Annotated in this window: 16 protein-coding genes; 6 read left to right on the top strand and 10 right to left on the bottom strand. The window is 72.9% G+C overall.

Translation table 11 applies throughout. The annotated features are described in order from the left end of the window. Positions 1 to 169 precede the first annotated feature (169 nt). Positions 170 to 4,744, top strand: a complete 4,575-nt coding sequence (locus BKI49_RS21360) for an FtsK/SpoIIIE domain-containing protein (RefSeq protein WP_095935891.1) — start codon at positions 170 to 172, stop codon at positions 4,742 to 4,744. A 207-nt stretch (positions 4,745 to 4,951) separates the two neighbouring features. Here BKI49_RS21360 and BKI49_RS21355 read toward each other — a convergent pair whose 3' ends face one another. The 3 genes from BKI49_RS21355 to BKI49_RS21345 all read right to left on the bottom strand — a co-directional run bounded on the left by BKI49_RS21355 (position 4,952) and on the right by BKI49_RS21345 (position 10,330). After that, positions 4,952 to 7,315 carry a serine/threonine-protein kinase gene (locus BKI49_RS21355; RefSeq protein WP_095935890.1) on the bottom strand — a complete coding sequence of 788 codons (2,364 nt, stop codon included), beginning with the start codon at positions 7,313 to 7,315 and terminating at the stop codon, positions 4,952 to 4,954. A gap of 157 nt (positions 7,316 to 7,472) precedes the next feature. Then, the gene (locus BKI49_RS21350) at positions 7,473 to 9,380 is read right to left on the bottom strand and encodes a serine/threonine-protein kinase (RefSeq protein WP_095935889.1); all 1,908 of its coding nucleotides are present in this window, start codon (positions 9,378 to 9,380) and stop codon (positions 7,473 to 7,475) included. Between the two features lie 101 nt (positions 9,381 to 9,481). After that, a complete protein-coding gene (locus tag BKI49_RS21345) occupies positions 9,482 to 10,330 on the bottom strand; it encodes a menaquinone biosynthetic enzyme MqnA/MqnD family protein (protein ID WP_095935888.1) in 849 nt (282 codons plus the stop codon). A 332-nt stretch (positions 10,331 to 10,662) separates the two neighbouring features. Here BKI49_RS21345 and BKI49_RS21340 point away from each other — a divergent pair, with 332 nt between their 5' ends. Further along, positions 10,663 to 10,866 carry a cold-shock protein gene (locus tag BKI49_RS21340; protein WP_028805073.1) on the top strand — a complete coding sequence of 68 codons (204 nt, stop codon included), beginning with the start codon at positions 10,663 to 10,665 and terminating at the stop codon, positions 10,864 to 10,866. 147 nt (positions 10,867 to 11,013) lie between these two features. Here the strand turns inward: BKI49_RS21340 and BKI49_RS21335 are convergent, their stop codons facing one another. Continuing rightward, positions 11,014 to 11,598: a helix-turn-helix domain-containing protein gene (locus BKI49_RS21335; RefSeq protein ID WP_095935991.1), complete on the bottom strand. Its 585-nt coding sequence runs from the start codon at positions 11,596 to 11,598 to the stop codon at positions 11,014 to 11,016. A gap of 68 nt (positions 11,599 to 11,666) precedes the next feature. Between BKI49_RS21335 and BKI49_RS21330 the strand changes: the two genes are divergently transcribed. Together BKI49_RS21330 and BKI49_RS21325 are read left to right on the top strand one after the other, a co-directional pair. After that, positions 11,667 to 12,359, top strand: a complete 693-nt coding sequence (locus BKI49_RS21330; protein ID WP_095935887.1) for an AzlC family ABC transporter permease — start codon at positions 11,667 to 11,669, stop codon at positions 12,357 to 12,359. Next, complete coding sequence (locus tag BKI49_RS21325) at positions 12,356 to 12,670, top strand: AzlD domain-containing protein (protein WP_095935886.1); 315 nt, start codon at positions 12,356 to 12,358, stop codon at positions 12,668 to 12,670. Before BKI49_RS21330 ends, BKI49_RS21325 begins: the two co-directional genes overlap by 4 nt. Positions 12,671 to 12,683: 13 nt before the next feature. Here BKI49_RS21325 and BKI49_RS21320 read toward each other — a convergent pair whose 3' ends face one another. Both BKI49_RS21320 and BKI49_RS21315 read right to left on the bottom strand, forming a co-directional pair. Next, positions 12,684 to 14,546, bottom strand: a complete 1,863-nt coding sequence (locus tag BKI49_RS21320; RefSeq protein ID WP_095935990.1) for an AMP-dependent synthetase/ligase — start codon at positions 14,544 to 14,546, stop codon at positions 12,684 to 12,686. 460 nt (positions 14,547 to 15,006) lie between these two features. Next, on the bottom strand, positions 15,007 to 16,356 hold the full coding sequence (locus tag BKI49_RS21315; RefSeq protein WP_095935885.1) for an acetyl-CoA C-acetyltransferase: 1,350 nt from the start codon (positions 16,354 to 16,356) through the stop codon (positions 15,007 to 15,009). A gap of 86 nt (positions 16,357 to 16,442) precedes the next feature. Between BKI49_RS21315 and BKI49_RS21310 the strand changes: the two genes are divergently transcribed. Continuing rightward, positions 16,443 to 17,825, top strand: a complete 1,383-nt coding sequence (locus BKI49_RS21310) for a 3-oxoacyl-ACP reductase (protein WP_095935884.1) — start codon at positions 16,443 to 16,445, stop codon at positions 17,823 to 17,825. Positions 17,826 to 18,055: 230 nt separating this feature from the next. After that, positions 18,056 to 19,036 carry a MaoC family dehydratase gene (locus BKI49_RS21305; protein WP_095935883.1) on the top strand — a complete coding sequence of 327 codons (981 nt, stop codon included), beginning with the start codon at positions 18,056 to 18,058 and terminating at the stop codon, positions 19,034 to 19,036. On the opposite strand, the gene BKI49_RS21300 is transcribed toward BKI49_RS21305, so the two are convergent. From BKI49_RS21300 to mqnE, 4 genes are all read right to left on the bottom strand, one after another. Then, entirely contained in the window at positions 19,037 to 19,684 is a 648-nt protein-coding gene (locus BKI49_RS21300) for a TetR/AcrR family transcriptional regulator (protein WP_095935882.1), read from the bottom strand. A gap of 83 nt (positions 19,685 to 19,767) precedes the next feature. Further along, on the bottom strand, positions 19,768 to 20,070 hold the full coding sequence (locus tag BKI49_RS21295; RefSeq protein ID WP_095935989.1) for a DUF4229 domain-containing protein: 303 nt from the start codon (positions 20,068 to 20,070) through the stop codon (positions 19,768 to 19,770). 127 nt (positions 20,071 to 20,197) lie between these two features. Then, positions 20,198 to 20,734 (bottom strand): GNAT family N-acetyltransferase, encoded by a 537-nt coding sequence (locus tag BKI49_RS21290; RefSeq protein WP_095935881.1) that lies wholly within the window; start codon positions 20,732 to 20,734, stop codon positions 20,198 to 20,200. Positions 20,735 to 20,741: 7 nt separating this feature from the next. Next, positions 20,742 to 21,905 (bottom strand): aminofutalosine synthase MqnE, encoded by a 1,164-nt coding sequence (gene mqnE, locus BKI49_RS21285; protein WP_028805065.1) that lies wholly within the window; start codon positions 21,903 to 21,905, stop codon positions 20,742 to 20,744. Positions 21,906 to 21,919 lie beyond the last annotated feature (14 nt).

Below are 21,919 nucleotides of genomic sequence, written 5' to 3'. Positions count from 1 at the left end.
GGCGCGCTCCGGCCTTGTGCGGGCGGGCGCCGCAGGGCATGTGACCGGCGGCGGGTCTTCAAGGAGCCCTCACACGGCTCGTTGCCTGCGGGAAGGCGGGAGCGGCTATCGTCGTGGGCACTGTGGCCGGCGTTCCGGGAGCGGCCTCAGGTGGCTGGGGAGGACGAGAGTGCGCCTGACTCTGACCGTCGTCGATCCGCTCGGCGGTGCCACCGCCGACGTGGTTCTTGATGCGGATCCCGAGTCCTCGGTGGGGGACATCGCCAAGGAGCTGGCGGCGCACGTCGGGTACAGCGGTGGCGCGCAGATCATCCCGATCGGGCAGCACCAGGCCGCGAGCGGCGGGGCGCCCGTCGCGTACGTCGACGGGTATCCCGTCGATCCCGGTGCGACGATAGGTACTTCGCCGCTGCGCGAGGGCGCCGTCGTCAGTCTGCACGACCCCGCCGGGTGCCTGCCGGGCGAACCGTCCGGGCTCGTCGAGCTGAGGGTCGCGGGCGGTCCGGCGGCCGGCGCGGTGCACCGGCTCGGGATCGGCCGGTACGACATCGGCAGCGGGCCCGCCTCCTACATCCGCGTCGACGACCCGGAGCTCCCGCAGCGGGCCCTGACGCTGTCCGTGGCGACGGACGGGACCTGCAAGGTCGCCGTGCACGGGGACGCGAAGGACAAGGAGAGCGTCACCCTCGACGGATCGGCCGTCGAGGAGCGCGACAGCGACGAGTGGCCGCTCGGCAGCCAGGTCGCCGTCGGCAACACCCTTTTCGAACTGGACCGTTACACGCCCCCGAACGCCGCCCTGAAGTGGTCGGACGACGGTGCGGGCCTCGACTACAACCGGCCGCCCCGGCTGCACCCGCCGGAGCGGGAGACCAAGTTCCGGCTGCCCAGCCCCATTCGTGACTACGAGGCCCGGCCGCTGCCCTGGCTGATGGCCGTGACCCCGCTGGTCGGCGCCGTCGTCTCGGTGATGATCTTCGGGCGCTGGTACTACCTGATCATGGCGCTGCTCAGTCCCCTGATCATGTTCGGCAACTTCTTCATGGACAAGAAGCAGGGGCGCAAGTCCCATGCCAAGCAGGTCAAGGAGTACAAGGAGCACAAGGAGCGGATCGAGAAGGACGCCCAGGAGGCGCTGGTCGCCGAACGGCTCGACCGGCGGCAGGCCCTGCCCGACCCGGCGGCCGTCCTGTCGCTGGGCACCGGGCCGCGCACCCGGCTGTGGGAGCGCCGGCGCACCGACGCGGACCATCTGCTGCTGCGCGTCGGGACCGGCCGGCTGCCCTCCGAGGTCGTGCTCGACGATCCGGAGCAGGACGACCACAAGCGTGAGGTCACCTGGACCATCGAGGACGCTCCGGTCGCGCTCCCGCTGCGTGAGCGCGGGGTCGTCGGCATCGCGGGGCCCGGCGATTCCGCGCAGGCACTGGGGCGTTGGGCCGTCGCGCAGACGGCCGTGCTGCACAGCCCGCTCGACGTGCAGTTCTACGTACTGACGGAGAACAGCGGCCGGGAGGGCTGGGACTGGGTGCGGTGGCTGCCGCACAGCCGGCCCTCGGGCGCCCAGGACGCCAACGTCCTCATCGGTACGGACGCGGAGACCGTCGGCGCCCGCATCGGCGAGCTGACGCAGCTGCTCGACGCCCGGCAGAAGGCGGCGAAGCAGAACGGCAACAAGGCGTCGTTCAACGACCCCGACATCGTGGTCGTGTGGGACGGTTCGCGCCGGCTGCGTTCCATGCCGGGCGTGGTGCGGCTGCTGCGCGAGGGTCCCGCCATGTCGATGTACGCGATCTGTCTGGACGCCGAGGAGCGGTTCCTGCCCGGCGAGTGCCAGGCCATCGTGATCGCGGAGCCGAAGCCCGAGGAGCACACCGTCCCGCAGCAGCGGGTCGCACCGGGTGTCCCGGCGGCCCCCGGCGGTTTCCCTTCCTTCCACGCCTGGCACGCCGCCGACGCCGACGACTCCGCGGCGGGCGCGGAGCAGGCACTCGAACTGCGGCTGCGCGTCCAGCAGACGGGTGTGGCGCGCGTCCGCGACGTACGGCCGGACTTCGTCTCGGCGGCCTGGTGCGCTCGGCTGTCGCGTGCCCTGTCCCCGCTGCGCGACATCAGCGGCGAGACCGAGGACTCGGCGCTTCCGGGCGCCAGCCGACTGCTCGACGTGCTCCAGCTGGAGCCGCCGACCGGTGACGCGATCACCGCGCGCTGGCGGATGGGCGGCCAGTCGACGATGGCGGTCATCGGCGAGTCGTACGACGGCCCGTTCGGCATCGACATGCGCCGGGACGGTCCGCACGGTCTGATCGCGGGCACCACCGGTTCCGGCAAGTCGGAGCTGCTGCAGACCATCGTGGCGTCGCTGGCCGTGGCGAACACGCCGGAGAACATGACGTTCGTCCTCGTCGACTACAAGGGCGGCTCGGCGTTCAAGGACTGCGTCAAACTCCCGCACACCGTCGGCATGGTGACCGACCTCGACGCCCATCTCGTCGAGCGTGCCCTGGAGTCGCTGGGCGCCGAGCTGAAGCGGCGCGAGCACATCCTCGCCGCGGCCGACGCCAAGGACATCGAGGACTACCAGGACCTCGTGCGCCGCGACCCTTCGCAGGCGCCGGTCCCCCGACTCCTCATCGTCATCGACGAGTTCGCGTCCATGGTGCGCGACCTGCCGGACTTCGTGACGGGCCTGGTGAACATCGCCCAGCGGGGCCGCTCGCTGGGCATCCACCTGCTGCTCGCCACGCAGCGGCCGAGCGGTGTGGTCTCCCCCGAGATCCGGGCGAACACCAACCTGCGGATCGCCCTGCGTGTCACCGACGGCGGCGAGTCCAGCGACGTCATCGACTCCCCCGAGGCCGGACACATCTCCAAGAGCACCCCGGGACGGGCCTACGTCCGCCTCGGGCACGCCTCGCTGGTGCCGTTCCAGTCGGGCCGTGTCGGTGGCCGTCGTCCCGGCGCCGCCGATCCGACGGTGCTCGCCCCGTGGGCGGGCCCGCTCGGCTGGGAGGACCTGGGCCGGGCCGCGCTGGTGAAGCCGAAGGCGCAGCAGCGCGAGGAGGAGGAGATCACCGACCTGAAGGTGCTGGTGGACGCGGTCCGCGAGGCCAACCAGGTGCTCGGCATCCCCGCCCAGCACAGCCCGTGGCTGCCCGCGCTGTCCGACACCCTGCTGCTCGACGAGATCCCGGTGCCCGCCTTCTCGGGCGGACCGGGCAAGCTGCCGCCCGCCCCGTACGGTGTGGAGGACCTGCCCGCCGACCAGGCCCGCCGTCCGGTCGTCGTGGACTTCGCCTCGTTCGGTCATCTCCTCGTCGGCGGTGCGCCGCGCAGTGGCCGCTCGCAGATCCTGCGGACCCTCGCGGGTTCGCTGGCGCGGACCCACTCGGCGGCGGACGTGCACCTGTACGGCATCGACTGCGGCAACGGCGCCCTGAACGCGCTGACCCGGCTGCCGCACTGCGGGGCCGTCGTCAGTCGCAACCAGACCGAGCGCGTGGTCCGTCTCATCGCCCGCCTCAAGGGTGAACTCACCCGCCGCCAGGACCTGTTGGCCGACAAGGGATTCGCGGACATCGGCGAGCAGCGGGCCGCGGTGCCGGAGGAGGAGCGGCTGCCGCACATCGTGGTGCTGCTCGACCGCTGGGAGGGCTGGCTGCCGACGCTCGGCGAGTACGACCACGGTGACCTGACCGACCAGCTGACCGCGATGATGCGGGAGGGCGCGAGCGTCGGCCTGCACATGGTGATGACGGGCGACCGCCAGATCCTGTCGACCCGCATCGGCTCGCTCACCGAGGACAAGTACGGTCTGCGGCTCGCGGACCGCTCGGACTTCTCGCTGCTCGGCATCAACGCCCGCAAGGTCCCCGAGGAGATCCCGCCGGGCCGCGGCTACCGCAACGAGCACGGCACCGAGACCCAGTTCGCGCTGCTCTCCGAGGACTCCACGGGTCAGGGACAGGCCGCGGCGATCGCCGCGATCGGCGAGGCCGCGACGGCCCGTGACGCCGATCTGCCGCGCTCGCGGCGCCCGTTCCGCGTCGACGTCCTGCCCACCCGGATCTCCTTCACGGACGCCTGGGAGATGCGCGACCCGGAGGCCTCCCGCTCCAGGCTGTGGAGCCTGGTCGGCATCGGCGGCGACGACATCATGGGCTTCGGTCCCGACCTCGCGCAGGGTGTGCCGACGTTCGTCATCGCCGGTCCGGCCAAGTCGGGCCGCAGTACGACCCTGATGAACATGGCGAAGTCGTATCTGGCGCAGGGCGTCCGCATCGTCGTCGCCGCGCCGCGTCCGTCGCCGCTGCGTGAACTCGACGGCGTGGACGGCGTGCTGAAGGTCTTCGACGAGGACGACATCGAGAGCGACGACCTGCGCGAGGCCATCGACTCGGCCACTCCGCAGGAGCCCGTCGTGGTCCTCGTCGACGACGGCGAGGTGCTGGAGGACTGCGACGCCGAGACCGTGTTCAAGCGGATCGTGCAGCGCGGCGCGGAGCGTGGTCTGGGCCTGGTCATCGCCGGTGACGAGGACGACGTGTGCAGCGGCTTCTCCGGCTGGCAGGTGGAGATGAAGAAGGGCCGCCGCGGAATCCTGCTCTCCCCGCAGGACTCCTCGGCGGGTGAGCTCATCGGCATCCGCACGAACCGGAGCATGGTCGGCGGGCCGGTGACCCCGGGCAAGGGCCTGCTGCACCTGGGCGACGGCGAGCCGTTGACGGTCACGACGCCGATGTGACGTGGGCCGACGGCACGCACACCGAGACGCGGGCCGACGGCACGCACACCGATGTGACGCACGCGGGCCCCGGTCCGGAGCACCTCCGGACCGGGGCGCGCGGCCGAGAGCAGCGGGCCGGACCCGGCGGCGTACGGCCCGCCTCCGGGTCCGGGGACGCTCAGGTCCGGGTCACGCGGTCGCGCGGGTCCCGGCCGGGACCCGCGCTCACACGGCGGGCAGCGCGTAGATCTCGTACCCGTGCGTCGCCAGCAGCCGGTTGCCGGAGATGGTGACCCGCCAGGGTTCGCCCGGGCCCTTGTTGTCGTTGTAGACCCAGCGGGGCTTGCCCGTCTTCGCCTCCATGGCGAAGATGCCGCCCTCGTCCCAGTAGGACGCGCCGTACAGGGTCGCTCCGGCCCGCAGGAACGTCGTGGGCGCCCGGCGGGCTCCGGGGTCCTCGCAGAGCCAGATCTTCTTCCCGGTCCTGACCTCGACGGCCCACACCCCGCCGTCGTGGTCGGCGACGTACAGCACGTCGTCGATGACCGTGGGCTCGTCGAAGCCGCGGCGGCCGTTGGGCGACAGCGTCCACACGACCTCGCCGGTGTCCGCGTCGAGGGCCGTCAGCTTGTCGCCCTGGAGGAAGACGAGCCCCGAGGCGACCTTGGGGGTCCAGCTCCAGTCGTCGCCGAGCTTCTTCGTCCACAGCTGCTGTCCGGTCGCCGTGTCGCGGACGGTCAGGTTGTACTTGGAGTCCGCGTAGGCGAGGTACTTCCCCGAGGCCGTGCCCTGGACGTCCCAGTTGTCGGTGCCCCAGTCGCGCATCTGCGACCACACCTGCCGACGCGTGCCGATGTCGATCGCGGCGACGCCCTTGCGGTAGTCGGTGGCGCTGTGCGAGTCGTTCAGGTCCGTCACCGTGACGTAGACGTGCTTGGCGTCGGCGGCGACGGTCTCGTCGAGGTCCAGCTTCTTGTCGAGGCGTGCGCGCCAGGCCTCCTTGCCCGTGGTCACGTCCAGGGCCACGAGGACGCCGTCGAAGTCCCCGTCGGCGAGGAAGAGTGTGCCGTCGACGAGCAGCGGCAGGGCGCCGGACCTGGCGACCCCCTTGCGGGACCACTTCGGCTTGCCCGTCTTGACGTCGTACGCCACCAGCGGGTCGCCGATGACGATGAGCAGGCCGTCGTGGATCATCAGCGGCACGTCGTCGCTCGTGCTGTCCTCGGGGACCGACCGGTGCCACAGGGCCTGCGGTGCCGTGCCGGCGGGCGGCGTCGTGAAGGTCTCCGCGTCGGGCCCGGTGGAGCCGCCCGCGCCCGTCGAGGTGTCGGAGGAGCCGCCGTCCCGTGACAGCCACCAGGCGGTGCCGCCGCCGAGGACCGCGACACCGGCGACGCCGGCCGTCAGTCCGAGGAAGCGGCGCCGGGAGGGCGCCGGGGCGGACGGGGGCGTGCCGAGGGCGACCGTGCCGGGCAGGGGGGTGCCGTCGGCCGGACCGCCGCCTGCCGGGGCGCCGTACGCCGGGGCGGGGGTGCCCTGGGCGGGCGGATAGCCGTAGCCCGGCACCGGCGTCCCGGCCGGGGCGGGGGTGCCCTGCGCGGGAGTGCCCGGGGCCGGTGTGCCGCCCTGCATCGCCGGCGGCGGGCCGAAGACCGGTGCCGTGGCGGGGGCCGGTCGGGGAGCCGGGGTGTCCGGGGCCTCCAGGTCCAGGATGCCCGCCGCGTGCGTCGCGATGGTCGAGGCGACCGCCGACGGCAGCCAGTCGGTCAGCACGCTGTCGATGCCGCCCGGTGCGAGGGCCGCCACGAGTTCGCCGGGGGCGGGCCGCTGGTCCGGCTCCTTCAGCAGACACGCCCGGATCAGGCCGAGCAGGGACTGCGGTACGCCGGTGAGGTCGGGCTCGCCGTGCACGATCTGGTAGAGCATGGCCGCGTGGGAGGCCGCGCCGTCACCGAAGGCGTTGTGGCCCGTCGCCGCGAAGGTCAGGACGGCGCCCAGCGAGAAGACGTCGCCCGGCGTGCCGACGTCCCGTCCCATGGCCTGCTCGGGGGGCATGTAGCCGGGCGAGCCGACCACGACTCCCGTCTGTGTCATGCGGTTTCCGTCCACGGCCCGCGCGATGCCGAAGTCGATGACGCGGGGGCCGTCGGCGGCCAGCAGTACGTTGGACGGCTTGAGGTCGCGGTGGATGAGGCCGGCCGCGTGGATCTCCTGGAGGGCCGTCGCGAGGCCCGCGCCCAGTGCGCGGACCGTGCGCTCGGGCAGCGCGCCGTGGGCGTCGACCACGTCCGTGAGGTCGGGGCCGAGCACGTACGAGGTCGCCAGCCACGGCAGCGGCGCGTCCGGGTCGGCGTCGACGACCGGGGCGGTGTGCCGGCCCGAGACGGCGCGGGCTATCTCCACCTCGTGCTCGAAGCGGCGGCGGAAGTCGGCGTCCGCGGCCAGGTCGGGGCGCACCACCTTCACCGCGACCGTGCGTCCGCCGGGCGAACGGGCCAGGTACACCCGTCCCATGCCGCCCGCGCCCAGTCTTCGCAGCAGCCGGTAGCTCCCCAACTCCCGCGGATCGTCCGGCTGCAGTGTCTCCATGGTCGGGCCTTCCCCGTTGTCGACGCCCAGAACGGCGTCCCGTCGCGGCGTAGTTGCGAGCGGTGCGGTGGTGTTCGCTATCGCAGACACAGTAGTGACGGGTGGGGCGGGCGGGGCGGGCGGGGCGGGCAGGGCGGGCAGGGCGGGCAGGGCGGCGCTAGTCGACCTTGGACATGCGGGCCACCGGGTCCCCCGCCTCCGAGTTGTCCGTCTCGTACCTGAGGTCGTCGCCGACGGGGGTGAGCCGCACCTCGTGCCGGCCCTTCGTGCACACGTCGCGGTTGGACTTGCCGGCGACGCTCGTGGCGACGAGCTGCTGCCTGCTGACCTTCTTCAGCACGAACACGGCGTCGCAGATGCCACCGATCTGGTCGGTCTGCCGGAAGGTGCCCAACTCCTCGCCCACGGACGCCTGGTGGAGGGTGACACGGAAGGTGCCCATGGGGAGCGTGCCGCCGAGGGCGAGGGCGTCGCCCTCCCAGGTGCCGAGGTAGACGGCGGGGACGGTGCCGGGGGCCTCGCCGGCGTCCGTGCCGGACGGACGGGGGCTCGCGCTCGCGGTCGCCGCGGGGCCGGTCTGTGCCGGGCCCGCACCCTGGTCGTTGGTGTCGCCGCCGCCCGGCATCAGGTCGAACAGGAACGCCGAGCCCACCGTGACCGCGGCGAGGGCTCCCGCGACGGCCAGCGCGACGGTGCAACTGACCTTTCGTCCACGTCCGTTCGCACCGGTGACCGAGGTGGCGGCGACGCTGACGGAGACCTTGCCGGGGTGGCCGGCGGAAGGGGACGCCCCCGCGGGTCCGGCGTCCTGCGGCTGCGCCGGGCGCTGCTCGGGCAGGTGCGCCGGCCCGGGAGGCATGGTGGGCGGCGGCCCGAATCCGGCGGGTGGCGGCCCGAAGCCCTGCGCGGGCGGCCCGAACGCCCCGCCGCCGGAGGGGAAGACGCCGTCGGCGGAGGCCGGGACCGACTCTGCGGGCGCCCCCGCGGCGGAGCCCTGACCTGTCGGAGCGGATGTCCCCGGAACGGACGCCCCCGGGGCGGAGGCCTTCCCGGGCCAGGAGGGTGCCGCGCCCGCGACAGCGGCATCCGTGGCGGACGCCGCGCCGGACGCGTCGCCCACCGAGGGGCTGCTGAACCCCACCGGCCCGGACGGCAGCGCGGTGTCCACCGCCTCCAGGTTCAGCAACTGCACGGCGCTGCGGCTGACTTGCTCGACCAGTGGTCCGGGCAGCCAGCCCGCCGTGACGAGCCGGGCCGCCCCGTCGGGGGCCAGGTGTCCGGCCACCTCGTCCGGGGCCGGGCGCGCGGCCGGGTCCTTGGCCAGGCAGGCCGCCACCAGTTCGCGCAACTCGCCCGGAACGGCGTCCAGTCGGGGCTCCTCGTGCACCACTTTGTAGAGGAGGGACGCGGAGGAGTCGCCGGGGAAGGGGGGTTCGCCCGTCGCCGCGTAGACCAGGACCGCGCCCAGCGAGAAGACGTCCGCCGCTCCGGCGACGCCCTTGCCGAGGATCTGTTCGGGCGACATGTAGCCGGGGGAGCCGACCGAGACGCCCGTCGAGGTCAGGGAGGCGGTGCCGTCCGTGGCACGGGCGATGCCGAAGTCGATGAGGAGGGGGCCGTCGAGGGTGAGCAGGACGTTGGAGGGCTTGACGTCACGGTGCACCAGGCCGAGCGTGTGGACGGCCGACAGCGCCTCGGCGAGACCGGCGCCCAGCACCCGTACCGAGTGCGGGGGAAGGGGGCCGCGGCCGTCCGTGACGGCGGTGGCGAGAGAGGGGCCGGCCGCGTAGCCCGTGGCGACCCACGGGACGGAGGCCTCCGGGTCCGCGTCGAGGACGGGCGCCGTCCACGCGCCGCCCACCCGTCGCGCGGCCTCGACCTCGCGGCGGAAGCGGGCACGGAATTCCTCGTCGAGCGCGAAGTGCGGGTGCACGATCTTGACGGCGACCGTGCGGCCGCCCGCGCTGCGCCCCAGGTACACGCGCCCCATGCCGCCGGAGCCCAGCCGGCCGAGCAGCCGGTAGGGCCCCACGACGGTGGGTTCGTCGGCTCCGAGCGGCTGCATGGCGTCATCCCCTCCCCCGTACGCTCTGGACGCACTGCCCAGCAGCGTAGTTCCGTACGCGCCCCGGGCCCCGGCACGCGCGGCCCGGGGACTCGGCGGACTCAGGCCTCCAGCAGCCGTACGTCCACGTCGGCCGGGAAGCCGGTGGTCGCGCCGACCCGGCGGGCGAACTCCCGTACGGCCTCCAACTGGGGGCCGCCGAACCGGAAGTCGAGCGTGGTGAAGTACTGCTCCAGGACCTGCTCGTCGAAGGCCTCCCAGCGGGCCGCCTGCTCGGCGACCTTGGTGACCTCGACGAGGGAGAGGTCCCGGGAGGACAGGAAGGCCTCGTGCACCTTGCGCGTGACGACGGGCTCGCGCTCCAGGTAGTCACGCCGGGCGGCCCACACGGCGAAGACGAACGGCAGGCCCGTCCATTCCTTCCACAGGCTGCCGAGGTCGTGCACCTCCAGGCCGTACTTCGGGCCGTCGAGGAGGTTGGCGCGCAGGGCGGCGTCGCCGATGAGCACGGCGGCGTCGGCCTCCTGCATCATCAGGCTGAGGTCCGGCGGGCACGTGTAGTACGACGGCTGGACGCCGATCTTCTCGGCCAGCAGCAGCTGGGCGAGGCGCACGGAGGTGCGGGAGGTCGACCCGAGTGCGACCCGGGCGCCGTCCAGCTGGTCCAGCGGGACCTGCGAGACGATCACGCAGGACATCACCGGGCCGTCGCAGCCGACGGCGATGTCGGGGAAGGCGACGAGTTCGTCGGCGTGCTTGAGGAACTCGACGAGCGTGATGGGCCCGATGTCGAGATCGCCCTGCACCAGCTTCTCGCTGAGCTTCTCCGGGGTGTCCTTGGTGAGCTCGAAGTCGAGGAGCGTGCCCGTTCTCGCGAGCCCCCAGTACAGGGGCAGGCAGTTCAGGAACTGGATGTGGCCGACGCGCGGCCGGGTGCGAGAATTGTCCACATCGCGAGGCTAGCCCCCATGGGGTACCGTGCTGGCTCCAGGGTCCCCGACGGATACCGGAAAGACCCTCGACCCCTTCTGTCAACCCTCGTGACACCGCTACGTCAACCCGCTTCCGACCCTGGTCAAACATTCGGGTGACGTGATCTTGCCCTCTATTGCTTTCGGCTGCCTGCGTGCTAGGCTCGCCGCAAGTTGCAGTTTGGTTTCCCTTGCAGTACAGAGCCTGCGGAGCATGTGACCGCGGGCTCTAGTCGTTTTCAGACGTATGCAGTTGTTTACACAATCGCAGGTTCTGGAGCAGGGCAACCCTTTGGGCCCAAGGAGGGCTTATGGCTACCGGAACCGTGAAGTGGTTCAACGCCGAAAAGGGCTTTGGTTTCATCGCCCAGGAAGGCGGCGGCCCGGACGTCTTCGTCCACTACTCCGCGATCAACGCGAGCGGCTTCCGCTCTCTCGAGGAGAACCAGTCGGTTTCCTTCGACGTCACGCAGGGCCCGAAGGGTCCGCAGGCGGAGAACGTCACCCCGATCTGAGCCTTCGGCTCCATGAGCCCGATGCTTTGACCCGGACCTGATAGCAGTACCCAAGGAGCCCCGTGCCGTTCGGCAACGGGGCTCCTGCCTTTTCCCCTGCGCATTCCCGCTTTCCCGCCCTTTCCCCGCCGGGCGGACCGGAGTGCCTCACACGTGCTGCATGACCAGGACGAAAGCCGTTCCGGTTGCAAGCGCCTCGTACGCGTGCGGAACGTCGCCCCGGTACGACATGTAGTCGCCGGCGCCGAGTTCGACCGTCTCGCCGCGCGGCCCCGCCGCCAGCCGCCCGGCACCCACGATCAGATGCTCCACCGTCCCCGGGATGTGCGGGTCCGACTCACGGACCGCACCGGGTTCCATCCGCAGGTGGTAGATGTCCCGCCGGGCCCCCGGAGGGCTCGCCGAGAGGAGCGTCGCCGCGTAGTCGGCCCGCTCCGAGTGGACGGTCGGCCCCTCGCCCGCACGGATCACCTGGACGGCCGGCGCCGGCGGTTCGACCAGCGCGCTGAACGGCACGCCGAGCGCGACGCCCAGCGCCCACAGCGTCTCCACGCTCGGATTCCCGCCCGCCGTCTCCAGCTGGGACAGCGTGGACTTCGCGATGCCGGCGCGTTTGGCCAGCTCGGAGAGGGAGAGCCCGGCGCGGGTCCGTTCACGGCGCAGGGAGGCTGCGATCCAGTCGAGGGGAAGGCGGGTCGGGGGGCCGTCGCGCCCGTCGGCCGGCTCGGTCATGGCGTTCGCTCCATCGGTACGTTCGTTCGGCTTGACGAACAGGTCCGTCACTGTTCATTGTAGAAAACATGCGTTCGCTCATCCGAACACCCTCCGGCGCTCCGCCCGCCCTCGATCCACGGCTCCTGCGCGACGTGGGCCTGGTCTGTCTCGCCGGCGGGATCGTCGGGAGCTCGTTCGGGGCGATCGCCGTCGCGGGCGGACTGCCGGTCTGGGTACCGGTGGTGATGTCGCTGATCGTGTACGCGGGTTCCGCCCAGTTCAGCGCGGTGGGGATCCTGCTGGCCGGGGGCGGACCGTTCGCCGCGGCGGCCACGGGGCTGCTGCTCAACACCCGCACGGCGGCCTTCGGTCTCGCCGTCGCGGACGTCATCGGCCGCGGACGCCTGGCGCGGTTCGTCGGCGCCCACCTCGTCACCGACGAGACGGTCGCCTTCGCCCTGGCCCAGCGCGACCCCACCCGCCGTCGGGCCGCCTTCTGGATCTCCGGTCTCGGCCTGTACGCCTCCTGGAACCTGTGCGTCCTCGGCGGCGCCCTGGCCGGGGGTGCGCTGGGCAACACCGCGCGGTACGGCCTCGACGCGGCGTTCCCGGCGGTGCTGGTGGCGCTGGTGCTGCCCGCGCTGCGCGAGAACACGGACGTGCGGCGCGCCGCGCTCGCCGGAGCGGCCGTGGCCCTGGCCCTGACGCCCTTCGTCCCGGTCGGTGTGCCGGTGCTGCCGGCGCTGACGGGCCTGCTCGCCCTCCGGAGGCCGGCGTGAGCGCGACGGTCGCCGCGATCCTGGCGCTCGCCGTCGGGACGTACGCCTTCCGGCTGGTCGGCCCCCTGCTGCACGGGCGGGTCGAACTGTCCGCGCGTGTACGGCACTTGCTGTCGTCCGCGGCCGTGGTCCTGCTGGTCGCGCTGCTCGCCACGGGGGCGTTCACCGAGGCCCGGGGGTTCGCGGGCTGGGCCCGGCCCCTGGGAGTGCTGGCGGGCGGGGTGCTCGCCTGGCGCCGGGCGCCGTTCGTGGTGGTGGTGCTGGGGGCGGGCGCCACGACCGCGGCCCTGCGGGCGGCGGGGCTGGGCTGACCGCCCCCGGCCCTCACTTCGCGTACAGGCCCTCGATCGCGTCGGCGAAGTCCCGGGCGATCGCTTCCCTGCGCAGCTTCATCGACGGGGTCAGATGGCCCGCCTCCTCGGTGAAGTCCCGCGGCAGGACGGTGAAGCGGCGGATCGACTCGGGCCGGGAGACGAGCCGGTTGGCGTCGTCGACGGCACGCTGGAGGATCGCGAGCAACTGGGCGTCGTCCGTGAGGAGTTCCGGAGGGACGGCGTGCTTGCCGTTCATCCGCCGCCAGTGGGCGACGCCCTCGGGGTCCAGCGTGATGAGGGCGGAGACGTACGGGCGACGGTCGCCGACCACCATGCACTGCGCGATCAGCGGATGGGAGCGCAGCCAGTCCTCCAGCGGTGCCGGGGCGACGTTCTTGCCGCCCGCGGTGATCAGGATCTCCTTCTTGCGGCCGGTGATGGCCAGATAGCCGCCGTCGTCGAGCTCCCCCAGGTCTCCCGTCGCGAACCAGCCGCCCGGCGCGGCGTCCACCACACCGCCCGCGTGCGGGTCCCAGTAGCCGCGGAAGAGCTGGCCGCCGCTGAGCAGGATCTCGCCGTCGGCGGCGATCCGCACCCGGGTGCCCGGCAGGGGCCAGCCGACCGTGCCCAGCCGGGGTTTCTGCGGTGGGGTGACGGTGGCTGCGGCGGTGGTCTCGGTGAGGCCGTACCCCTCGTATATCTCGATGCCGGCGCCCGCGTAGAACGCGGCGAGCCGGCGGCCGAGCGGGGAGCCGCCGCAGATGGCGTAACGGACCCTGCCGCCCAGCGCGTTGCGGATGCGGCGGTAGACGAGCGGGTCGTAGAGGGCGCGGGCGGCGCGCAGGCGGCGGCTGGGTCCGGGGCCCGTGCCGTGCTGCCGCGCCTCGACCGCCTCGCCGTAGCGGCGCGCTATCCCGGCCGCCCGGTCGAAGGAGGCACCCCGGCCCATGCGTTCGGCCGTCGCGCGGCCGGTGTTGAAGACCTTCTCCAGGACGTACGGGATGGCCAGCAGGAAGGTCGGCTTGAAGGAACCCAGGTCCGCGAGGAGGTCCTCGGTCTGGAGACTCGGCGCGTGGCCGATCTTCACCCGGGCGCGCAGACAGGCGATCGCGACCATGCGCCCGAAGACGTGGGACAGGGGCAGGAAGAGGAGCGTCGAGGCCGCGTCGGAGGTCTTGGCCTTGAAGATGGGGTGGAGGAGTTCGATCGCGTTGTCGACCTCGGCGAAGAAGTTGCCGTGGGTCAGGGCGCAGCCCTTGGGGCGGCCGGTCGTGCCGGAGGTGTAGATGAGGGTGGCGAGGGTGTCGGGCCCCAGCACCCCTCGGCGCACGGTGACTTCCTGGTCGGGGACCTCCTGGCCGAGTTCCGCGAGCCGCTCCACGTGCCCCTTCTCGAAGACCCACATGTGCCGCAGGTCGGGCATCCGGTCGAGCTCCGGGCCGAGTGCGGCGGCCTGGGCCACGGACTCCGTGGCGAGCGCGACGGCGCCGGAGTCCTGGAGGATCCACCGAGTCTGGAAGACCGAGGAGGTCGGGTAGACGGGCACGGTCACCAGCCCGGCGGCCCAGGCGGCGAAGTCGAGGAGCGTCCACTCGTACGTCGTGCGCGCCATGATGGCGATGCGGTCGCCCGGTACCAGCCCTTCCGCGATCAGCCCCTTCGCCACCGCGAGGACCTGCGCGGCGAACTCCGCGGCGGACACGTCCTTCCAAGTGCCGTCCTGCGTCTTCCGGCTCAGGACCACGTCGCCGGGCGCCGCGTCCGCGTTGTCGAAGGGGATGTCCGCGAGGGATCCGTGCCGCACCTGTCCGACCAGCGGGGGGACGGAGACCTCGCGCACCACGCCGTCCAACCGCCTGATTTCGGGCTCCATGAGGGGAGGTACGGGGGAGTACAGGCTGGGCACGGGGCGGCTCCTTGTCGACCGGGGGCCAAGGTGGCGTGAGGGTCGCGAACCCTCATACGGCCCTGGGAGACGGGCGGTTCACGAGAGGTTTCGCGCGGGGCGCGGGGGTGTTCACGGGGAGGGGGGACGGGGGCGCGGAGTGGCGGCAACCACGCGAGACGGGGATCGTACGGCTCCCACGTGTGGGGTTTGTGGGGCTTTGGGGCGGGCGCGGTGCGAGTTACCCCTGGTATCCGAGGTTTCTCCCTGGTCCGGCCTTCGCTTCTGCGCTTCGGATCCGTCTTCCCCCACAACACCCCTCCGCGTCCACATCTCCTCCACCTCTCCGCGCCGCGGCGCCCCGCGACCGGACCGGCCGCGGGGCAGGCCGACGCCGGCGGCACGGTCCGGTCCGGGGGCGAGCCCGCGCGGACCGGGCGGACGATCGCTAGGCAGGCCGTTCCAGAATGGCGGTCACGCCCTGACCACCCGCCGCGCAGACGGAGATGAGGCCACGCCCCGGCGCGTCCCGTTCCGCGAGGAGCTTCGCCAGCGTCGCCACGATGCGGGCGCCCGTGGCGGCGAAGGGGTGGCCGGTGGCGAGGGACGAGCCCGCGACATTCAGGCGGGAGCGGTCCACCGGCCCCAGGCCGCGCCTCTCCCATGCGGCCAGGGTGGCGAGGACCTGGGAGGCGAACGCCTCGTGGACCTCCACGAAGTCGAAGTCGTCCAGCGTGAGTCCGGCGCGCTCCAGCATGCGCGGGACGGCGTGGGCGGGGGCCATCAGCAGACCGTCCTCGCCGCCCGCCACGTCGCCCCCGACGAAGTCGACGGCGGCCGTCTCGTACGCGGTCAGGTACGCGAGCGGTGCCAGACCGCGCACCTCGGCCCACTCGTCGCTCGCGAGGAGGACCACGGCGGCGCCGTCCGTCAGGGGGGTCGAGTTCCCCGCCGTCATCGTCGGGCCGGGACCGTCGAGCCCGAACACCGGCTTGAGGGCGGCGAGTTTCCCGGTCGTCGAACCGGGCCGCAGGTTCTGGTCGCGCTCCAGCCCCCGGAAGGGCACGACGAGGTCGTCCAGCAGCCCGCGTTCGTACGCCGCCGCCAGCCGCTGGTGGCTGGCGGCCGCGAGTTCGTCCTGCGCCTCGCGCGTCACGCCCCACGCGCGGGCGGTCACGGCGGCGTGCTCGCCCATGGACAGGCCCGTGCGCGGCTCGGCGTTGCGCGGGACGTCCGGGACGAGATGGGAGGGGCGGATCCGGGAGAGCGCGCCGAGCCGCGCCCGCACCGACTTCGCGCGGCGGGCTTCGAGGAGGATGCGGCGCAGCGCGTCGTTGACCCCCAGCGGGGCGTCGCTCGCCGTGTCGGCGCCTCCGGCGACCGCGGACTCCGTCTGGCCGAGGGTGATCTTGTTGGCGGCGGCGACGACGGCCTGGAGGCCCGTGCCGCAGGCCTGCTGGATGTCGTACGCCGGGGTGCGGGCGTCGAGCGCCGAGCCGAGGACCGTCTCGCGGGCGAGGTTGAAGTCGCGGCTGTGCTTGAGGACCGCCCCGGCGACCAACTCCCCCACCGCGCCGGGGCCTTCCAGCCCGAAGCGCCGGACGAGGCCGTCGACCGCCGCGGTCAGCATCTCCTGGTTGGAGGCGGTGGCGTAGGGGCCGTCGGACCGGGCGAAGGGGATGCGGGTGCCGCCGACCACGGCGACGGGGCGAGTGCGCGCGAGTCCTGGTGCTGGTCGGTCCTGGCGCGGCCGGTCCGGCTCCGGCCGGCCGGGCGTCGGGGGTTCCTGGAGGCTCATCTCGACCTGTTCCTTGCCCTTGACGTAGCCTTACCCTCGGTAACCTTACTCCAGAGTAAATTTACGCCCGAGCTGAGAGTTGGACAATGGCCGACCGCTATCTGAGCTTCACCGGCACCGCGCCCGGTCGCTTCCTGACCCGTCGGCTCGGGCTGCCGCAGCCCGCCGCGCTGCACCGCTGGTCGGCCGGACGCCCGCTGCTGGAGGGCGGGTTGCTGCACCTCACGGCGGGCAGGCCGGGCCTCGACGGGCTGGCCGGTGTGCTGGCCCGCACGGGGCCGCCCGCCGGGACCGCGGGCGGCCTCTCCGCGGACTCCGCCCCGCCCACGGACGGGAGTTCCGGCAGCGGCGGCGACCGTCCCGCCGCCGTCGTCCTCGACGCGACCGGTGTCGCCGACGTGGACGCGCTCGCCGAGGTGCACGCGGCACTGCACCCCGTGGTGCGCTCGGTCGCCGACAGCGGCCGGGTGGTCGTCCTCGGGGCGCCCCTCGACCCGGCCGACCACCGGCAGGCCGCCGCCCAGCAGGCCCTGGAGGGGTTCGTACGGTCGCTCGGCAAGGAGATCGGGCGGGGCCGGACGGTGACACTGCTGCGGCTCACCGGCGCCGGCGCCGCCGAGTCGACGCTCCGCTTCTTCCTGTCGCCCAAGTCCGCCTACGTCAGCGGCCAGGTCGTCGAGGTGACCGCGCCGGGGCGGCCGGACGACGGTCCGGCCGAGGCACCCGCGGACCCGGACCGGCCTCTGGCCGGGCGGACCGCGCTCGTCACCGGGGCCGCGCGGGGCATCGGCGAGGCCGTCGCCGAGACGCTGGCACGGGACGGCGCGCGGGTGGTGTGCCTGGACGTGCCGGCCGCCGGGGCCGGGCTCGACGCGCTCGCCACGCGCCTCGGGGGTGTCGCGCTGCCGCTCGACATCACCGCAGCCGACGCGGGGGCGCGCATGGCGGCCGCCCTGCCCGACGGGCTGGACGTGCTCGTGCACAACGCGGGGATCACCCGCGACCGCAGGCTCGTCAACATGGCTGCGGAGCGCTGGAGTTCCGTGCTCGACGTGAACCTGGCGAGTGTGCTGCGCACGACGGACGCACTGCTCGACGCCGGGACGCTGCGGCCGGGCGGGCGGATCGTCGCGACCGCCTCGATCGCCGGGATCGCGGGGAACGCCGGGCAGACCAACTACGCCGCGTCCAAGGCGGGGATCGTGGGGCTGGTGCGGGCGCTGGCGCCCGGGGCCCTGGCGGAGCACGGCGTCACGGTGAACGCGGTGGCTCCCGGGTTCATCGAGACGAAGATGACGGCGGCGGTGCCGCTGTTCATCCGCGAGGCCGGGCGACGGATGAACTCCCTGGCGCAGGGCGGACTTCCCGTGGACGTCGCCGAGACGACGGCGTGGCTCGCGCATCCGGGATCCGGGGCCGTGAACGGGCAGGTCGTCCGAGTGTGCGGGCAGAGTCTGCTCGGCGCATGAGGGCGGGCCGGGGGCGGGCCCGTCCGACGGCCGCGCCCAGGAGCCCGACGGCCTGCCCCCGACGGCACCCCGGAGCCCGACCGCCTCTCCCCGAGAGCACCCCGCCCCCCGGCCCCCAGTCCCCTCCTCGGCCCGAACGACCCGTGCCCGGACGGCCCGTCCCCGAACGACCCGTGCCCGAACGACCCGTGCCCGAACGCCGGACCGACCGCGATCCCTCTGGAGCCCCCATGGACACCCGCACGCTCACCTCCTCACCGGCCCTCCTCCCGGCACTCACCCGCGGTGCGCTGCTCTCGCCCCTGCGGCGGCCCCGGTCCGACGCACCCGTGCCGTCGACCCGGCTCGTCCTGCCCGGGGTGCGCGTCGATCTCGCCCGGCTGGCCGCCTACGAGCGGGTGTGCGGCTTCGCGACGGGATCGCGGGCGCTGCCGCCGACCTATCCGCACGTGCTGGGGTTCCCGCTGGCCATGCGGATCATGGCGGGCCGGGGGTTCCCGCTTCCGCTGCTCGGCCTCGTGCACACGTCGATCGAGATCACGCAGTGGAGCGCGCCGCCCGTGACGGCCGAGTACGAACTCGCCGTGCACGTCGAGCGGTTGGTGCCGCACCGGCGGGGCACCGAGGCGCGGGTGCTGACCGAGGCGCGGGTCGACGGCGGACTGGTGTGGGAGTCGAGGAGCACGTATCTGGCGCGGCACCGCCGACGCGACGGGGACACGGCCCCCGAAGCCGCGACCACGGACACGGGCGGCGCGGGCGGGACGGGCAGTGCGGGCAGTGCGGGCAGTGCGGGCAACGCATTCGGCACGGGCGGCCCGAGCGGCACGAAGGGCGTGGGCGACACGGAAGGCGCGAGCGGCACGGGCGGTGCGGACGGCCCGTCGCTTCCCTCACGGGCCGAGTGGCGGCTGGCCGGGGACGTCGGGCGTCGGTACGCGGCCGTGTCCGGGGACCGCAACCCCATTCACCTGCACCCTTTCACCGCCCGCCTCTTCGGCTTCCCGCGTGCGATCGCCCACGGCATGTGGACCGTCGCCCGCTGTCTCGCCGAGTACGGGCCGCAGGGCGAGGTGACCGTGCGCGCCGATTTCAGGGCGCCGGTCCTGCTGCCGGGCACGGTGACGTACGCCGCCGAGGGCCCGGCCTTCGAGCTCCGGGGCGGAGACCGCGTCCACCTCACCGGCGAGGTGCGCCCGGCCCTGTGGTGATCAGTCCTGCGGCGGCGGGGACCAGGGACGGCCCTCCATCATGTTGCCGAGGCCCGACCAGGCGAAGTTCATGAGCGTGGCCGCGGCCTGCTTGGCGGAGATGCCAGGGGCGGCGTTGGCCCAGGCCGCGAGGGACTCGGCGGCGCCGACGAGGGCCTCGGCGAGTCCGGCGACCTCCCGTTCGGGCAGGGACGGGTCGCGGTGCGCCTCGCGGGCGGCGACGACGATCAACTGGGTGACGAAGACGACGAGTTCCTCCCGCATCGCGAACACCTCGGCGGCGAACGGCTCCCCGTGCGTCCGGGCCTGAAGGTGCAGGACCGCCCAGCCGTCCGGGTTCTCGGCGGTGTGCGTGAAGAACGCCCGCAGCCCTTCCCAGAGTTGACGGTCGGCGGGGACGCCCGGCCGGACGCCCGCGCGGACGGCATCGGTGAGCGCCTTGGCCTCACGGCGGATGCAGGCGGTGAAGAGGTCTTCCTTGGAGTTGAGGTACAGGTACACCAACGGCTTGGACACGCCCGCCAGATCGGCGATCTCGTCCATCGAGGCGGCCCGGTACCCGCGCTGACCGAAGGTCCGTACGGCGGCGTCCAGCATCTGCTGTTCGCGCACCGCGCGCGGCATCCGCTTGTTCTTCACAGCACCCATGCGGGCAAGCGTACGATCGGCCGCCGCCGGGGCGGACCGTACGGAGCGCGAAGAGCGGCCGCCGGGGCGGACCGCCCGGGGTGCTAGGAGGGCTGGCCCTGCGCCCCGCGGGCGGCGTCGTCGGCGATGTCCTCCTGGCCGCGGTTGCGGTCCAGGTTGGCCTTGGCGCGGTCCACGCGTGCGACGACCTGGGCCGAGGCGCGGTCACGTTCCTTGCGCAGGACGACGAAGCTGATCGGCGCGGAGATCACCAGGGCGAGCAGGACGACCCACATGAAGTTGGAGTCGCCGAGGCCGCGGGGGGCGATCCCGGAGTAGACGAGGCCCCAGACGACCACGAGGCAGCCCGCGAAGATCCCAAGGCGCATCAGTGTGTAGCGGAGCATGTCCATCCACTCTTCCGTTCCGAGGGCGTCCTCCCGGCCCGGGCGGGGCCCGGAACCCGGGAAAACGTCCCAAAGGTCACCGTCCAGTGAAGCACGAGCGGACGGCGATCTTTCCGGGGGGTCCGTCTCAGGCCGCGATCCGCGACAGGGGCCGCAGCATCGTGATGTCGTCCCGGTCGTCGCCGGGCGCGACCCGGATGGCCTCGGGGACCCGGCCGACCTCCTTGTAGCCGCAGGAGGCGTAGAAGTTCTCCAGACCGAGGCCGCCGCGGCAGGTCAGCCGTATCGCCTCGACGCCGTCGAGGCGATACGCGGCGTCCTCTGCGGCGGCCAGCAGGTCGCGCCCGTACCCCTTGCCCTGATGACGCGGGTGCACCATCACCGTGTACAGCCACACCCAGTGCCGCATGAGCCGGTGGGTGTTGTGCGTGAGGAACGCCGTCGCGGCGACGGTGCCGTCCTCGTCCCGGCCGACCAGCAGCCGGGTGCGGCCCTCCACCATGGCGACGAGGTGCTTGAGGAGTTCGGGCCGTATGTCGTCCCGGGCGACGGGCGGCACGAAGCCGACGGAGCCGCCGGCGTTCGTGACGTCCACCCACAGGTCCAGCAGTTCGTCCCGCAGGGCGGGGGTCGTCGCGGGGTCCAGTTCGAAGGTCAGTGCCACCTACGTGTCACACCCGCATCGGCTGGGGCGACTCGCGGCGCGCCGGGTCGGGACCGTCGTACTCGCGGATGATCTCGTACCGGGTGTTCCGCTCCACCGGGCGGAAGCCCGCGTCGCGGATCAGGTCGAGGAGGTCCTCACGGGTCAGCTTGTTCGGCGTGCCGTAGTTGTCCGCGTCGTGCGTGATCTTGTACTCGACGACCGAGCCGTCCATGTCGTCGGCGCCGTGCTGGAGGGCGAGCTGGGCGGTCTGCACGCCGTGCATCACCCAGAACACCTTGACGTGCGGCACGTTGTCGAAGAGCAGACGGGACACGGCGAAGGTCTTCAGCGCCTCGACCCCGGTCGCCATCTGGGTGCGCGCCTGGAGACGGTTGCGGACCTTGCCGTCCTTCATGTCGACGAAGTCGTGCTGGTAGCGCAGCGGGATGAAGACCTGGAAGCCGCCCGTCTCGTCCTGGAGCTCACGCAGGCGCAGCACGTGGTCGACGCGGTGGCGGGGCTCCTCGATGTGCCCGTACAGCATCGTGCACGGGGTCTTCAGACCCTTCTCGTGCGCGAGCCGGTGGATGCGCGACCAGTCCTCCCAGTGGGTGCGGTGGTCGACGATGTGCTGCCGGACCTCCCAGTCGAAGATCTCGGCACCGCCGCCCGTGAGGGACTCCAGACCGGCGTCGATCAGCTCGTCGAGGATCTCCGAGGCGGACAGCCCGGAGATCGTCTCGAAGTGGTGGATCTCCGTGGCGGTGAAGGCCTTCAGCGAGACGTCGGGCAGGGCCTTCTTCAGCTCGCTGAGCGACCGCGGGTAGTAGCGCCAGGGCAGGTTCGGGTGCAGTCCGTTGACGATGTGCAGCTCGGTGAGGTTCTCGCTCTCCATCGCCTTGGCGAGGCGGACGGCCTCCTCGATGCGCATCGTGTACGCGTCCTTCTCGCCCGGCTTGCGCTGGAACGAGCAGTACGCGCAGGACGCGGTGCACACGTTCGTCATGTTGAGGTGACGGTTGACGTTGAAGTGGACCACGTCGCCGTTCTTGCGGGTGCGCACCTCGTGGGCGAGCCCGCCTAGCCAGGCCAGATCGTCCGACTCGTACAGCGCGATGCCGTCCTCGCGGGTCAGCCGCTCACCGGCCCGGACCTTGTCCTCCAGCTCGCGCTTGAGCCCGACGTCCATGCTCTTACCTCTCC

Source organism: Streptomyces sp. Tue6028, from assembly GCF_002300165.1.
In the GTDB taxonomy this organism is placed as follows: Bacteria; Actinomycetota; Actinomycetes; order Streptomycetales; family Streptomycetaceae; genus Streptomyces; species Streptomyces siamensis.
The sequence above is the reverse complement of the archived record's forward strand: the minus strand, read 5'-3'. Positions and strand labels throughout refer to the sequence as shown.

Excerpts from the sequence above, each read along its gene's own strand:
- BKI49_RS21355 (WP_095935890.1), bottom strand. The coding sequence starts at position 7,315 with ATGGAGACACTGCAGCCGGACGATCCGCGGGAGTTGGGGAGCTACCGG.
- BKI49_RS21350 (WP_095935889.1), bottom strand. The coding sequence starts at position 9,380 with ATGCAGCCGCTCGGAGCCGACGAACCCACCGTCGTGGGGCCCTACCGG.
- BKI49_RS21340 (WP_028805073.1), top strand. The coding sequence starts at position 10,663 with ATGGCTACCGGAACCGTGAAGTGGTTCAACGCCGAAAAGGGCTTTGGT.
- BKI49_RS21335 (WP_095935991.1), bottom strand. The coding sequence starts at position 11,598 with ATGACCGAGCCGGCCGACGGGCGCGACGGCCCCCCGACCCGCCTTCCC.
- BKI49_RS21330 (WP_095935887.1), top strand. The coding sequence starts at position 11,667 with ATGCGTTCGCTCATCCGAACACCCTCCGGCGCTCCGCCCGCCCTCGAT.
- BKI49_RS21320 (WP_095935990.1), bottom strand. The coding sequence starts at position 14,546 with ATGGAGCCCGAAATCAGGCGGTTGGACGGCGTGGTGCGCGAGGTCTCC.
- BKI49_RS21315 (WP_095935885.1), bottom strand. The coding sequence starts at position 16,356 with ATGAGCCTCCAGGAACCCCCGACGCCCGGCCGGCCGGAGCCGGACCGG.
- BKI49_RS21310 (WP_095935884.1), top strand. The coding sequence starts at position 16,443 with ATGGCCGACCGCTATCTGAGCTTCACCGGCACCGCGCCCGGTCGCTTC.
- BKI49_RS21305 (WP_095935883.1), top strand. The coding sequence starts at position 18,056 with ATGGACACCCGCACGCTCACCTCCTCACCGGCCCTCCTCCCGGCACTC.
- BKI49_RS21300 (WP_095935882.1), bottom strand. The coding sequence starts at position 19,684 with ATGGGTGCTGTGAAGAACAAGCGGATGCCGCGCGCGGTGCGCGAACAG.
- BKI49_RS21295 (WP_095935989.1), bottom strand. The coding sequence starts at position 20,070 with ATGCTCCGCTACACACTGATGCGCCTTGGGATCTTCGCGGGCTGCCTC.
- mqnE (WP_028805065.1), bottom strand. The coding sequence starts at position 21,905 with ATGGACGTCGGGCTCAAGCGCGAGCTGGAGGACAAGGTCCGGGCCGGT.